At 67.7% G+C, this 13983-nt stretch carries 15 protein-coding genes; 10 read left to right on the top strand and 5 right to left on the bottom strand.

Annotated elements, in window-relative coordinates; genetic code table 11:
- From ON43_RS03540 to ON43_RS03530, 3 genes are all read right to left on the bottom strand, one after another.
- Nucleotides 1–1671: acetyl-CoA carboxylase biotin carboxylase subunit (locus ON43_RS03540; protein ID WP_051177849.1), on the bottom strand; the 1671-nt coding region annotated here is incomplete at its 3' end.
- A complete protein-coding gene (locus ON43_RS03535; RefSeq protein ID WP_040803427.1) occupies nucleotides 1668–1859 on the bottom strand; it encodes an acyl-CoA carboxylase epsilon subunit in 192 nt (63 codons plus the stop codon). The genes ON43_RS03535 and ON43_RS03540, both read right to left, overlap by 4 nt.
- Nucleotides 1860–1875: 16 nt before the next feature.
- Complete coding sequence (locus ON43_RS03530; protein WP_040803424.1) at nucleotides 1876–3420, bottom strand: acyl-CoA carboxylase subunit beta; 1545 nt, start codon at nucleotides 3418–3420, stop codon at nucleotides 1876–1878.
- A 421-nt stretch (nucleotides 3421–3841) separates the two neighbouring features.
- On the opposite strand from ON43_RS03530, the gene ON43_RS03525 reads away from it, so the two are divergent.
- From ON43_RS03525 to ON43_RS03490, 8 genes are all read left to right on the top strand, one after another.
- The gene (locus ON43_RS03525; RefSeq protein WP_373283386.1) at nucleotides 3842–4567 is read left to right on the top strand and encodes an AfsR/SARP family transcriptional regulator; all 726 of its coding nucleotides are present in this window, start codon (nucleotides 3842–3844) and stop codon (nucleotides 4565–4567) included.
- Nucleotides 4568–4893: 326 nt separating this feature from the next.
- Nucleotides 4894–6162, top strand: coding sequence for a beta-ketoacyl-[acyl-carrier-protein] synthase family protein (locus ON43_RS03520; RefSeq protein ID WP_040803422.1), 1269 nt, complete (start codon nucleotides 4894–4896; stop codon nucleotides 6160–6162).
- Nucleotides 6159–7373, top strand: coding sequence for a ketosynthase chain-length factor (locus ON43_RS03515; protein ID WP_040803420.1), 1215 nt, complete (start codon nucleotides 6159–6161; stop codon nucleotides 7371–7373). The genes ON43_RS03520 and ON43_RS03515 overlap by 4 nt, the downstream gene beginning before the upstream one ends.
- Before the next feature lie 75 nt (nucleotides 7374–7448).
- Nucleotides 7449–7706, top strand: coding sequence for an acyl carrier protein (locus tag ON43_RS03510; RefSeq protein WP_218003198.1), 258 nt, complete (start codon nucleotides 7449–7451; stop codon nucleotides 7704–7706).
- A complete protein-coding gene (locus tag ON43_RS03505) occupies nucleotides 7703–8656 on the top strand; it encodes an aromatase/cyclase (RefSeq protein WP_051177842.1) in 954 nt (317 codons plus the stop codon). The genes ON43_RS03510 and ON43_RS03505 overlap by 4 nt, the downstream gene beginning before the upstream one ends.
- Nucleotides 8653–9585: an MBL fold metallo-hydrolase gene (locus tag ON43_RS03500; RefSeq protein ID WP_051177841.1), complete on the top strand. Its 933-nt coding sequence runs from the start codon at nucleotides 8653–8655 to the stop codon at nucleotides 9583–9585. Before ON43_RS03505 ends, ON43_RS03500 begins: the two co-directional genes overlap by 4 nt.
- Nucleotides 9582–10841, top strand: coding sequence for an FAD-dependent oxidoreductase (locus ON43_RS03495; RefSeq protein ID WP_245568452.1), 1260 nt, complete (start codon nucleotides 9582–9584; stop codon nucleotides 10839–10841). Before ON43_RS03500 ends, ON43_RS03495 begins: the two co-directional genes overlap by 4 nt.
- Nucleotides 10841–11602 carry an alpha/beta fold hydrolase gene (locus ON43_RS03490; protein WP_040803418.1) on the top strand — a complete coding sequence of 254 codons (762 nt, stop codon included), beginning with the start codon at nucleotides 10841–10843 and terminating at the stop codon, nucleotides 11600–11602. The genes ON43_RS03495 and ON43_RS03490 overlap by 1 nt, the downstream gene beginning before the upstream one ends.
- A gap of 26 nt (nucleotides 11603–11628) precedes the next feature.
- Here the strand turns inward: ON43_RS03490 and ON43_RS03485 are convergent, their stop codons facing one another.
- A complete protein-coding gene (locus ON43_RS03485) occupies nucleotides 11629–11997 on the bottom strand; it encodes a winged helix-turn-helix transcriptional regulator (protein WP_040803416.1) in 369 nt (122 codons plus the stop codon).
- 100 nt (nucleotides 11998–12097) lie between these two features.
- Here ON43_RS03485 and ON43_RS03480 point away from each other — a divergent pair, with 100 nt between their 5' ends.
- Nucleotides 12098–12589 (top strand): luciferase domain-containing protein, encoded by a 492-nt coding sequence (locus ON43_RS03480; RefSeq protein WP_040803414.1) that lies wholly within the window; start codon nucleotides 12098–12100, stop codon nucleotides 12587–12589.
- 49 nt (nucleotides 12590–12638) lie between these two features.
- A complete protein-coding gene (locus ON43_RS03475) occupies nucleotides 12639–13019 on the top strand; it encodes a lipocalin-like domain-containing protein (RefSeq protein ID WP_051177839.1) in 381 nt (126 codons plus the stop codon).
- 37 nt (nucleotides 13020–13056) lie between these two features.
- Here ON43_RS03475 and ON43_RS03470 read toward each other — a convergent pair whose 3' ends face one another.
- The gene (locus ON43_RS03470; RefSeq protein ID WP_040803412.1) at nucleotides 13057–13839 is read right to left on the bottom strand and encodes an SDR family NAD(P)-dependent oxidoreductase; all 783 of its coding nucleotides are present in this window, start codon (nucleotides 13837–13839) and stop codon (nucleotides 13057–13059) included.
- Nucleotides 13840–13983 lie beyond the last annotated feature (144 nt).

Genomic DNA, 13983 nt, shown 5'->3' with positions numbered 1-13983 from the left:
GGCCTCGACGGTCTGGCCCTCTTCCACGGCGACCTTGACGACGGTGCCCTGCATGGGCGCGGTGACGGCGTCACCGGCGGCAGCGCCACCGGCGGCACCGCCCCGCTTGCGCGGCTTGGGCTTCTTGCGCACCACACCCGCGCCGTTGGCCGAGGCGGCCGCGCCGACGGAGAACTGGCCCGGCAGTGAGACTTCCAGGCGGCGGCCGCCGACCTCGACGACCACCTTCTGCCGCGGTGCCTCGTCCTCGTCCTCGATCGGCTGAGCACCGGTGTAGGGCTCGATCGGGTTGTCCCACTCGTTCTCGATCCACTTGGTGTAGACCTCGAACTTGGTGCCGTCACCGACGAACGCCGGGTTCTCGACAATGTGGCGGTGGAACGGGATGACCGTGGCCAGACCCTCGATCTGGTACTCCGCCAGCGCGCGGGCGGCACGCTGCAACGCCTGCTCGCGGGTCTCGCCGGTCACGATCAGCTTGGCCAGCATGGAGTCGAACTGGCCACCGATAACGCTGCCCTCGACCACACCGGAATCCACACGCACGCCGGGGCCCGCGGGCTCCTTGTACACGACGACCGGACCGGGAGCCGGGAGGAAGCCGCGACCGGCGTCCTCACCGTTGATGCGGAACTCGAAGGAATGCCCGCGCGGAGTCGGGTCTTCCTTGATGGACAACTCGTGGCCCTCGGCGATGCGGAACTGCTGACGCACCAGATCGATTCCGGCGGTCTCCTCGGTGACCGGGTGCTCGACCTGCAGACGCGTGTTCACCTCCAGGAACGACACGGTCTCGCCCTGCACCAGGTACTCCACGGTGCCCGCACCGTAGTAACCGGCCTCACGGCAGATCCGCTTGGCGGACTCGTGGATCTTGGAGCGCACCTCATCGGACAGGAACGGGGCAGGGGCTTCCTCGACCAGCTTCTGGAAGCGGCGCTGCAGCGAGCAGTCCCGGGTACCGGCGACCACCACATTGCCGTGCTTGTCGGCGATGACCTGCGCCTCGACATGGCGCGCCTTGTCCAGGTACTGCTCCACGAAGCACTCACCACGCCCGAACGCGGCGATCGCCTCACGCGTCGCGGACTCGAACAGCTCCGGGATCTCCTCGATGGTGTGGGCGACCTTCATGCCGCGGCCACCACCACCGAAGGCGGCCTTGATGGCCACCGGCACCCCGTACTCCTTGGCGAACGCCACGACCTCGTCGGCGTTCTTGACCGGGTCCTTGGTGCCCGCGGCCATCGGCGCCTGCGCGCGCTCGGCGATGTGGCGGGCGGTGACCTTGTCCCCCAGATCCCGGATCGACTGCGGCGACGGACCGATCCAGATCAGGCCCGCGTCGAGCACGGCCTGGGCGAAATCGGCGTTCTCCGACAGGAACCCGTACCCGGGGTGGATCGCGTCCGCGCCGGCCTTGGCGGCGGCGTCGAGGATCTTGTCGAACACCAGGTACGACTCGGCCGAGGTCTGCCCACCCAGCGCGAACGCCTCATCGGCCAGCTTCACGAACGGCGCATCCGCGTCCGGCTCGGCATACACCGCGACACTGGCGATCCCGGCGTCCTTGGCAGCCCGGATCACGCGCACGGCGATCTCGCCTCGATTGGCTACGAGAACCTTGCGTAGGCTGCAAAGCTCTTCTACTGCAACGGTTTCAGCACTCATGCGGCGGCCCAGCTGCGCGGCGGGACGAACGCGCTCACCCGCGGCGGCCCGATCCAGTGCACGGGAGCCACCGCGGGCGCGGCACTCTCGACGGAATTCACGAGGACGCTCACCAAAGCGATGAGCAGCGCGGCCGTTTCGATGTCGTCGGGCTCGCCGCGTTCGATGCGGATCAGGGGTGCTGTCATGTGCTTCTCGCTCTGCTCACTGGGGTGGGTTGCCGTGCTTGCGAATCGGTAGGTCGGCGTGTTTGGTCCGCAGCATGGCGAGGCTGCGGATGAGCACCGAGCGGGTGTCGGCGGGATCGATCACGTCGTCGACCAGACCCCGCTCGGCGGCGTAGTAGGGGTGCACGAGCTCCGAGCGATACTCGGCAATCTTGTTCTGCCGCACCGCTTCCGGATCCGGCGCGGCATTGATCTCGCGGCGGAAGATCACGTTCGCGGCGGCCTCGGCGCCCATGACGGCGATCTCGTTGCTGGGCCAGGCCAGCGCCAGATCCGCGCCGATCGACCGGGAATCCATGACGATGTACGCGCCACCGTAGGACTTGCGCAGCACCACCGAGACCCGCGGCACCGTCGCATTGCAGTAGGCGTAGAGCAGCTTTGCGCCGTGGCGGATGATCCCGCCGTGCTCCTGCGCGACACCGGGCAGGAAGCCCGGCACGTCGATCAGGGTGACGAGGGCGATATTGAACGCGTCGCAGAGCTGTACGAAGCGGGCGGCCTTCTCCGAAGCGGCGATGTCGAGCACTCCCGCCAGCATGCTCGGCTGATTGGCGACCACGCCCACCACATGCCCGTCGAGACGGGCGAAGGCGCACACCACATTTGCGGCCCACTGCTCGTGCACCTCGAAGATCTCGTGGTCGTCGACGATCTCCTCGATGACCGCGCGCACATCGTAGGGCCGGTTCCCGTCGAGCGGGACCAGATCGTAGAGCGACTCGTTGCGCCGATCCGCCGGATCGGTGCACACCACCGCGGGCGGATGCTGACGATTGTTGGCCGGCAGCATCGACAGCAGATGCCGGACATCGTGCAGGCAGGACGGCTCGTCATCGTAGGTGAAATGGGTGACACCCGATGTGCGCGAATGGATGTCGGCCCCGCCCAGCTCGTTCATGGTGACCCGCTCGCCGGTCACCGCCGCCACCACATCGGGCCCGGTGATGAATATCTGCGCGGTCTCCCGGATCATGAAAACGAAATCGGTGAGCGCGGGACTGTAGGCGGCGCCACCGGCGCAGGGCCCGAGGATGACACTGATCTGCGGAATCACGCCGGAGGCCTTGGTGTTTCGCGCGAAGATGCCACCGAAACCGGCCAGTGCGGTGACCCCTTCCTGAATGCGAGCCCCCGCACCGTCGTAGAGCCCGACCAGCGGTGCGCCCGCGGCCAAGGCCAGATCCATCACCTTGTGAATCTTCTCCGCGTGCGCCTCGCCCAGCGCGCCGCCCATGATCCGGAAGTCCTGCGCGAAGACGAACACCGTCCGCCCCTCGACGGTGCCCCAGCCGGTGACCACGCCGTCGGTGTGGTGCCGCCGCGCTTCGAGACCGAATCCGGTGGCCCGGTGCCGGCGCAGCGCCTCGATCTCCTGGAACGACCCGGCGTCGAGCAGCAACTCGATCCGCTCGTAGGCGGTCAGCTTTCCCTGGTCGTACTGGCGTTGGGTCGCGGCCGCACCCGGCCCGGTCAGTACCGATTGTTTGAGTTTCTCGAGCTCCTCGACGCGATCACGCATGTCCCCGAGTCTGACCCACGGGTGCTAGAGCGTCGCTCAAATGCCCGGCGGCCCGGACGGTATTAGGGTTATACGCAATCCGTATTTGATTCGTCATTCAATATCGATAGGCGGGCATAGCATGTAGTCGATGGTTTGGGAACATTTCGCCCTTTAACCATCAAATTACGGTTTGTTCACGAAACCGATACCTGCCGACCGTTAGGCTGGAGTGACCTCCAGTGCTGTGGGTATTCATTTTCCGCGCATTGCCGGGGGAAAGTAGTAGGGAGCACCCGTGACACAGCAAATCTATGCCCGCGTGCTAGGACCGCTAACACTCGCACTGCAGAACAGGAATGCCACACCGACGGCTCAGAAACAGCGGCAATTGCTCGCGCTGCTGCTCGTCCGGCATTCAACCGTCGTGCCGGTGTCCGCGATGATCGAGGAATTATGGAATGAGCATCCGCCACGCAGTGCCGTGACCGTCGTGCAGACGTATGTGCTCGGGATCAGGAAGCGCATGGCGGAGTTCCTGGACGTCGACCAGGGTGAGGTGGCGGATCGATACCTGCGCACTTGGAGCAAGGGATATCTGTTCGACGCCCGGGACTGTGTGCTGGATGTGAGGGATTACCAGGTCATGGCCGAGGCCGCGCGCTGTGCGGCCGCGGTGGGCAACGATCGGCGGGCGGTCGAGCTGTACACCGCTTCGGAGGCCCTGTGGACCGGCCCGCCACTGCTCGACGTGGAGGCCGGAAATCCGCTCGCGGCGGAATTGACGCATCTCGAGCAATTGCGCCTGGTGAATCAGGAGCGTCGCATCGAGGCGCAATTGCGATTGGGTGGTCATCGTGAGGTCTGCCCCGATCTGGCGAGATTGACCGCCGAGCACCCGCTGCACGAGCGGATGCAGGCGTATTACATGTACGCGTTGTGCCGTTCGGGGCAGCGGTATCGAGCACTGGAGGCCTACCACAATTTCGCCGAGCTGATGCAGCTCGAGCTCGGGCTCGACCCCTGCTGGCGAATTCGGCAATTGCACCTGGATATTCTCAATGCCTCCGACGAGTCGGTGGCTGAAATATTGGAGTCACGACACGCGGGATATTTGATCGGCTGGGATTCGACCCCGGAACTCGGCAGCTCCGCCCGGCCGGCCTGACCTTTTGTTCTCATTGTTGGAATCACCTTCATGACATAAGTGATCGACGGAGGCGACGACCGTCGATCCGCGGTAGCCCTGCCCTCGGGTGGGGCTACCGTTCTGTCGGGGGTACTACGCGGCTGTCGGCTGCGCTCCTTCCTGATCCTGTTGGCCGCGTGTGCCTTTCGGTGACGATCCCACTCCCGGCTCGAGAACCGCTCGAGCCCGCCGCTGGAGCGGCCCTAGAGCCCCGGGCGCGACGCTGATGCGGACATCGAAAGCTTCGACCAGCATTCGGCGCGAAGGAGAATTGCTATGTACGCCAACACATTCGGGGGTATGCGGTGAGCCGGCGTGTGGTCGTCACCGGGCTGGGTGTGCGGGCACCCGGTGGATCCGGCAAGGACGAGTTCTGGAAGCTGCTGTCGGAGGGGCGCACCGCCACCCGGGCGATCAGCTTCTTCGACGCCGCACCGTATCGGTCCCAAGTCGCGGGCGAGGCCGATTTCGATCCGATCGCGGAAGGGTTGTCGCCCCGTGAGATTCGGCGCATGGACCGCGCGGCGCAGTTCGCGGTGGTGTGTGCCCGCGAGGCGGTCGTCGACAGCGGCCTGGCGCTCGAGTCGGTGAATCCGTTCCGCCTCGGGGTGAGCCTGGGCAGCGCGGTCGCCGCCGCGACCAGCCTCGAGCAGGAGTACCTGGTGTTGTCGGACTCCGGCCGCAACTGGGTGCTCGACGAAAAGCACCTGTCGCCCTACATGTTCGACTACATGGTGCCCAGCGTCATGCCCGCGGAGGTGGCCTGGAGCGTCGGGGCGGAGGGCCCGGTCGCCATGGTCTCCAACGGCTGCACGTCGGGCCTGGATTCGGTCGGGCACGCGGTGCAGTTGATCCGTGAGGGTTCGGCCGATGTGATGATCGCCGGCGCCTCCGACACCCCGATCACCCCGATCGTGGTGGCCTGCTTCGACGCCATTCGCGCCACCACCCCGCGCAACGACGATCCCGAGCACGCCTCGCGGCCGTTCGACAACTCCCGCAACGGTTTCGTGCTCGCCGAGGGCGCCGCGATGTTCGTGCTCGAGGAGTTCGAGAGCGCCAAGCGCCGGGGTGCGCGCATCTACGCGGAGGTCACCGGTTACGCGACGCGCTGCAACGCCTATCACATGACCGGTCTCAAGGCCGACGGCCGGGAGATGGCCGAGGCGATCCGGGTGGCCCTGGACGAATCCCGGGTCGATCCCACCGCGATCGGTTATGTCAACGCGCACGGTTCCGGGACCCGGCAGAACGATCGGCACGAAACCGCCGCGGTCAAGCGCAGTCTCGGCGAGCACGCGTATCGCACGCCGATGAGTTCGATCAAGTCCATGGTCGGTCATTCGCTGGGCGCCATCGGTTCGGTGGAGATCGCGGCCTGCCTGCTGGCGCTCGACTACCAGGTGGTGCCGCCCACGGCGAACCTGCACGAGCGCGATCCGGAATGCGATCTCGACTATGTGCCGCTCACCGCCCGCGACCATCGCATGGACACCGTGCTGACCGTCGGCAGCGGGTTCGGTGGATTCCAGAGCGCCATGGTGTTGCGCCGCACGCCGGAGGTCGCGGCATGAGCGTCGTGACGGGTGTCGGCGTGATCGCGCCGAACGGGCTTGGCACCGAACGTTTCTGGGAGGCGGTGCTGGCGGGTCGCGGTGGCATCGGGCCGCTCAGCCGGTTCGACACCGCCGGACCGGGCGTGCGGCTGGCCGGGCAGATCGCGGATTTCGAAGCCGTGCAGCATCTTCCGAGCCGACTGCTGCCGCAGACCGACATCTCCACGCGCCTCGCCCTGGTGGCCGCGCAGTGGGCGCTCGACGACGCGAAGGTGGATACCGCCGCGCTCACCGACTACGACATGGGTGTGGTGACCGGAAACGCCTCGGGCGGTTTCGAATTCACCCATCGCGAGTTCAACAAGCTGTGGTCGATGGGCTCCGAGCATGTCAGCGTCTACGAGTCGTTCGCCTGGTTCTACGCGGTCAACACCGGGCAGATCTCCATCCGGCACGGCATGCGCGGGCCCAGCAGTGCGCTGGTCGCCGAGCAGGCCGGTGGTCTGGACGCCATCGGGCACGCCCGGCGCACGGTGCGGCGCGGGACACCCCTGGTGGTCACCGGCGGCGTGGATTCCGCGCTGGATCCGTGGGGCTGGGCCTCGCATGTCGCGGGCGGGACCCTCAGCACGGCGACCGATCCGGCGCGGGCCTATCTGCCCTTCGACGCCGAGGCCGTCGGCAATGTGCCAGGGGAGGGCGGGGCGATGCTCGTGCTGGAGGATCCCGACTCGGCACGTACTCGCGGCGTGCCGCATATCTACGGTGAAATCGCAGGGTACGCACAGACATTCGATCCACCGCCGGATTCCGGTCGGCCATCGGGCCGGCAGCGTGCCATTGAATTGGCCTTGGCCGACGCGGGTGTCACTCCCGCCGAAGTCGATGTGGTGTTCGCCGATGCCGCGGGCCTGCCCGAGGAGGACCGCGCGGAGGCTGCGGCCCTGGAATCGGTGTTCGGCCCCGCCGGAGTTCCGGTGACGGCGACGAAACCCCTGACGGGACGGCTGTTCTCGGGCGCCGGGCCGCTCGACATCGTCACAGCCGTGCTGGCCATGCGGGATTCGGTGATCCCGCCCACGGCCGGCACCGTCACCCCGGCACCGGAGTACCGGATCGACCTGGTCCGCGGGGACGCGCGGCCCGCCACCGTCGAAACCGCCCTGGTGCTGGCCCGCGGCCGCTGGGGATTCAACTCCGCGGTGGTCGTCCGCAGCGTCGACCAGTGACGGTGTCGCACGAACACCAATAACGGTGTCGCACAGACCCAATGCCCGAGCAACAGCACAATCGAGGAGCCAATCATGTCCATGACCATCGACGAACTGCGGCGGATTCTGGTGGAGTGCGCCGGCGGCGACGAATCCGCCCCGGAGCTGGCCGGCGATATCTCCGAGGTCGGGTTCGAGGAACTCGGCTACGACTCGCTGGCCCTGATCGAGACGGCCTCGCGCATCGAGCGCGACTTCGGGGTGAAGATCCCCGAGGACCGGCTCGTCGAGGTGAAGACCCCGGCCGAGCTGATCGGCATCGTCAACGGCCAGCTGGCGGGTGCGGTATGAGCGCCTTCCGGATGAGTCATCACCGGGTGGTGGCGGCGGCGCTGCCGGATGTCTATCGCCTGGTCGCCGATGTGTCCTATTGGCCGGTCATTTTCGAGCCGAGTGTGCTGGTCCGGCACCTGGATCGCACGCCCGAGCAGGAGCGGTTCCGGCTGTGGGCGACGGTCAACGGCGAGGTGAAGAACTGGACCTCGCGCCGCGAGTTCGTGGACCGGCAGCACCGGATCACCTTCGAACAGGAGCGCACCGCGGCCCCGATCGCCACCATGGGCGGGCAGTGGACCTTCGAGGAGGTCGGAGCCCGCAGCACGAAAATCACACTGGACCATCACTTCTCGGTGATCCCGGGTGGTGATCAGGAGGCGATCGCGGACGCGGTGGACCGCAACAGCGTCACCGAACTTGCCACGCTGGCCCGCATCGCGGAACTGGGATACCCGGTGTCGCAGGTGCTGCACACCTTCGAGGACAAGGTGGTCCTGGATGCCCCGGCCGCGGAACTCTACGACTTCGTCTATCGCAGCGACCGCTGGCCCGACCACGTCCCGCACGTCGGCCGGGTGGAGCTGACCGAGGACGAGCCGGGCGTGCAGCTCATGGAGATGGACACCGTCACCGCCGGCGGTGTCCCGCACACCACCCGGTCGATCCGCATCTGCGTGCCCGGCGAGCGCATCGACTACAAGCAGCTGCTGCCGCCGGCCATGCTGTTCGGCCACAGCGGCAGTTGGGAATTCGCCGACAGCGCCGACGGCGCCGTGGTCACCGCCCGGCACCTGGTCGCGATCAACCCGGAGGTGGCGCGCGAAACCCTCGGCGCGCACACCACTCTCGCCGACGCACGCGCCTATCTGGCCAAGGCCCTGGGCACCAACAGCCGCAACACCCTGCTGTGCGGGGTCCGGGAGCTCGCCGACCGCCGGGCCGAGACCACGAAGTCACCGCGATGACCGCCACCGGAGCCCGGCCCCTCGCGCGACCGGTGGTGCGCGAGGTGGCCGAGGATGTCTTCGCCTACACCCACGATCGCGGCGGGTGGTGCGTCAGCAATGCCGGGGTGGTCGCCGGGCGCGACGGTGCGCTGGTGATCGACACCCTCGCCACCGAGGGCCGCACCCGCGCGCTGGCCGAGTTCGTCGACCGGCATGCGGGCGGTCCGGGCCGCACCATTCTCAACACCCATCACCACGGCGACCACAACTTCGGCAATCATCAGTTCGGTGGCGCGGCAACGGTCGTCGCCCACGATCGGATCCGGTCGGAGATGATCGACACCGGGCTGGCGCTGACCCAGCTGTGGCCGCAGGTGGAGTGGGGCGATGTCCGAGTCACCCTGCCCACCCTCACCTTCAGTGATCGGGTGACGGTGTGGGTGGGGGAGCGGCGGGTCGAACTCATCCACGTCGGTCCGGCCGCGCACACCACCAACGATGTGGTGGCCTGGCTGCCCGAGGAGAAGGTGCTCTTCGCCGGTGATGTCGTGATGTCCGGGGCCGCGCCGTTCTGCCTGTTCGGTTCGGTCCGCGGCACTCTCGACGCGCTGCGCAGGCTCACCGCGCTGGGCGCGCGGACCGTGGTGGCCGGGCACGGACCGGTGGCGGGGCCGGAGATCCTCGTCCAGACCGTTCGCTATCTGAACTGGATCGAAAGCCTTGCGGTGGAAGGCAAGTCGCTGCGTCTCACCCCGCTCGAACTGGCCTCACAGGTGGAGCTGGGCGAGTTCGAGGAGCTGATCGACGCCGAGCGGATCGTGGGCAACTTGCACGTCGCCTACGCCGAGCTGGATTCCCCGGAAATCGGTGTGCCACTGGATGTTCTGGCCATCTTCGACGAGATGGTCGCCTACAACGGCGGGCAGGTGCCGCAATGCTGGGCGTGAGTAGCGAAGACGTCGACGTGTGCGTGGCCGGTGGCGGACCGGCCGGATTGATGGCCGGGCTGCTGTTCGCCCGCGCGGGCGCGAATGTGCTGGTGCTGGAGAAGCATCCGGACTTTCTGCGCGACTTCCGCGGCGACACCGTGCATCCCTCGACGCTCATGGCGCTCGACGAGCTCGGGCTGGCCGAGGAGTTCCTGAAGCTCCCGCACGTCGAACTGCCGCAGTTGCCGATGGCGACGGCGATGGGGCCGGTCACCTTCGCCGACTTCCGCAGGCTGCCGGGACGATTCCCGTTCGTGGCCTTCATGCCGCAATGGGATGTGCTCAACTTCCTTGCCGAATCAGCCTGCCGCTACCCGAATTTCCGGCTGATCCAGCAGGCGGAGGCGACCGAGCTGACCGAGCGCGACGGGACGGTCACCGGGCTGCGCGCCCGCACCCCCGAGGCCGTGCTCGAGGTGCGAAGTCGACTCGTCATCGCCGCCGACGGGCGCAATTCGCTGGTGCGACAGCATGAGCTGCTCGAGGTCGCGGCCAGCCGCGCGCCCATGGACGTGCTGTGGTTCCGGGTGAGCAAGCCGGAAGGCGAACGACTGCCGGCGGTGCGCAGCGGCCGGGACTTCTTCATCGTCTGTATCGATCGCGACGAGTACCTACAGGTCGCCTACATGATTCCCAAGGGCGGGTTCGAGGCCGTGCGCGCGAGAGGCCTCGACGCGTTCCGGGCCGAGATCGCCGCCATCTACCCGTCGTTGACCGCGGCGCTGACTGCCGAGATCGGCGACTGGGACGCGGTCAAACCGCTCGACGTCCGAGTCGACCGGCTGCGGGACTGGTACCGGCCCGGCCTGCTGGCCATCGGTGATGCCGCGCATGCCATGTCACCGGCGGGCGGGGTCGGGATCAACCTCGCTGTCCAGGACGCGATAGCCGCCGCCCGGATGCTGGCACCGACCCTGCGGGCGGGTGGCACACCCACTACCGCGCAGTTGCGCGCGGTCCAGCAGCGCCGCGAATTGCCCATGCGCGTCGTGCAATTCGCGCAACTGCGGTTGCTCACCGACCTCTATCCCAGCGCCGAACGACCCGGCACCGACAAGCCGCTGCTGGCGCGGCTGCTGCGCCGGTTCCCCGGGCTGGCGCATGTGGTCGCGCGGGTGATCGGACTCGGCGTCCGGCCCGAACACGTGCCCGAACCTCGCGTTCCCTCCACCCCCGACACGCCCCGCCTCGAAGCGATGACACAGGAGAAGTGATGGCCACCTATCTGCTCGTTCCCGGTGCGTTCCACGGCGGTTGGGCTTGGCAGCGGGTGGCGCCGCTGCTGAGTGCCGCCGGGCACCGGGTGCTGACCCCCTCGCTGGTCGGCCTCGGCGAACGCGCCGAGTTGCTCGGACCCGAGGTCGGGCTCGGCACCCACGTCGAGGATCTGGTCGAGCTGGTGCGCACTGCCGACCTGCGCGATCTCGTGCTGGTCGGCCACAGCTATGCCGGCATCGTCGTCACCGCGCTCGCTGATGCGCTACCCGACCGGGTGGCGGAGCTGGTCTATGTCGACACCTTCGTCCCGCGCGACGGCGAGGCGGTCGCGGACATCATGGGGCCCATGGTCGACGCCTTCACCGCCCTGGCGGCCGAATTCGGTGACGGCTGGCGCGTTCCCGCGCAGACCGAGCCGATGGGCGAGGGCGGGCTCTACGGGGTCACCGACGAGGCGGATCTGAGCTGGCTGGCCTCGATGCTCACCCCGCAGTCGCTGAAGACGTTCACCGAGCCCATGGTGCTGCGCAATCCCGGTGCGCTGCAGGAGATTCCGGTGACTCATGTCCACTGCACCGGGGGCGGTGCGGAGTTCCAGGCCATGCGCGCGGCCATGCCGCGCACGCTGCCGCCCGCGGATCTGCCCGCCGAACGGCTCAAGCTGCTGCCTACCGGACACGATTGCATGATCACCATGCCGCGCGAATTGGCCGGGCATCTGCTGGAATTGGCGGTTCAGCCCTCCGCGGCCTCATAAGTCAGAGCCCCCGGCGGCGTCACAGCTCAGCCCTCGGCGGCGTCGTAGGCCGCCCGGGCGTCGAGCACCGCCCCGAGATGCTGCTCGGACCATTGGGTGAGGCTGTTGAACACCGGTGAGAGGGTCTCGGCCAGCGCGGTGGCCTCGTACTCCACCCGTGGCGGCACCTCCGCGTAGTAGGTGCGCACCAGCAGCCCGTCGCGTTCGAGCTGGCGCAACCGCTGCGTCAGCACCTTCGGGGTGAGGCCCGGAATGCGTTGCAGCACTTCGTTGAAGCGCATCCGGCCGTGATGGGTGAGTACCCACAGCACCTGGGTCGACCAGCGGCCGAAGAAGAGATCGACCACCGGTGTGATCGGGCAAGGATCCACCGCGGCAGGTGTGACGTCCGTCATGGCGACTCCCGCATACTTTCCATTTGGTAACTACTATACTTTGGAAACTACTGTGTGACCAGGCGGTTCGACAAAGTGCGAAACCGAAAGGAGCACAGCGATGACCGTGACAGCAACCGACCGGCTCGACCTCCCGCGACGCGGCGGCGAACGGCCCCGGACGCGGCCGCACAATCCCCATCAGCAGCTTTCCGATATCGCGCCCCCGGATCTGCAGGAAGCCCTGTGGGCGCGGATGATCAACCTGCCGGGCACCCAGGTCGGCCGCAGCCGGGTCTCGCTGCCCGACACGCGCGCGCTGTATCTGCTGCCCGAGCTGGCTCGCGGGCCCGAACACGCCTTCGTGGCCGGAACCGAATTCGCGCATCTGCACGGGCGCGGTGACGGCAGTCTGCACCTGTGCCTGCCCGGGTCGGTCGCGCTCGAGGCCATCGAACAGGGCTGGGCCGAACAGCATCCGATGGCGCGGCGGGGATATCTGCCGCCGACGTTGCTCATGGTGTACGGGCCGCGCGACGCCGAGGAGGTGGACGTGGTGTGGCGATTGATCCGGACCGCCTACGACTTCGCCCGCGGCATCCCGCGCCCCTGAGCGCTGCGCCTCGAGCGCGACTTTAGGGCGCACAACCATCGTGGGGTGCATGACTGACCTCATCGGCGCCTGGGAATTGCGCTCCTACTACGACATCGACGACAACGATGTCAAAAGCCAAGGGCCGCTCGGCGATTGGCCGCGCGGCCTGCTGATCTACGAATCCTGCGGCCATATGTCGGTGAGCATGATGCGCACCGACACGACCGCCGCGGCCGTCCGGTTCATGGGCTACGCCGGCACTTGGCGGCTGCGCGGCGCCGAGGTCGTGCACGCGATCAGCGTGTGCTCGAATCCGGCGTGGGCGGGCACCGAACAGGTCCGGCAGCTGACGCTGAGCGGCGATGAGCTCACGCTCATCGGCGCCGCCCAGGTCGACGGCCGGACCCAGCGCCGAATTCTTGCCTGGCGCCGCATCATTCATCCTTGAACGGGGGTTCCTCGACGTGCGCCGGCACGCACACCGATCAGTAGTTGCCCAGTCCGCCACAGACATTCATCGCCTGGGCGGTGACGGCGGCGGCCCCCGGGCCGACCAGATAGTCGACCATGGCCGCCACCTCGGTGGGCTCGACGTAGCGCCCGATGGGGACGCGGGCGCTCACCCGGGCGTGCACCTCGTCGGTGTCGACGCCCCAGATTCCCGAGTACACCTCCCGAACCCGTTCGGCCATGGGGGTTTCCACGAATCCCGGGCAGACGGCATTGACGGTGATGCCGGTCTTGGCCAATTCCAGCCCCAGCGCCTTGGTGAACCCGACGACGCCGTGCTTGGAGGCCGAGTAGGGCGCGCCGTGCACCACGCCCTGTTTGCCGCCGGTGGAGGCGATATTGACGATGCGGCCGCTGCCGCGTTCGAGCATGCCGCCGGCGGTGAGCGCGGCCTTGGTGGCGAAGAAGACGCTGTGCAGGTTGGTGTTGACCACGTCCAGCCACAATTCGTCGGTGATCTGCGCCGTTTCGCCGCCGCCGCTGCGGCCGGCATTGTTGACCAGGATGTCGACGGGGCCGAAGCGCTCGACGGCGGCGTCGACGTATTCGCGGACCTGGGTGGCGTCGCGGACATCGCAGGTGATGCCGTCCACCGCGTGGCCCTCGTCCTGCAGTCGTTTGGTGGTGTCGAGCAGGCGCTGCTGATCGCGCGCGCAGATGAAAACCGAGATGCCCTGGGCGGCAAAGCTCTCGGTGATGGCGAGGCCCATTCCACTGGTCGCGCCGGTGACCAGCGCGACGCGTTGAGCTGTGGTCATTTCTCCTCCATCGATGGGGTGTCCGGTTCGGCGTTGCGGATTCAGCCTGGCCGCCGGACCTATAGCTCCGGTCAAACCGGCTCGACCAAGGCTCGAGCGGGGTCGGACACGGTGGACCGCAGTCGCGGCCCGCCGAATCCGAGG

Source organism: Nocardia concava NBRC 100430, assembly GCF_000308815.1.
GTDB classification, from domain to species: domain Bacteria; phylum Actinomycetota; class Actinomycetes; order Mycobacteriales; family Mycobacteriaceae; genus Nocardia; species Nocardia concava.
This window is presented reverse-complemented; position numbering and strand designations above follow the sequence as displayed.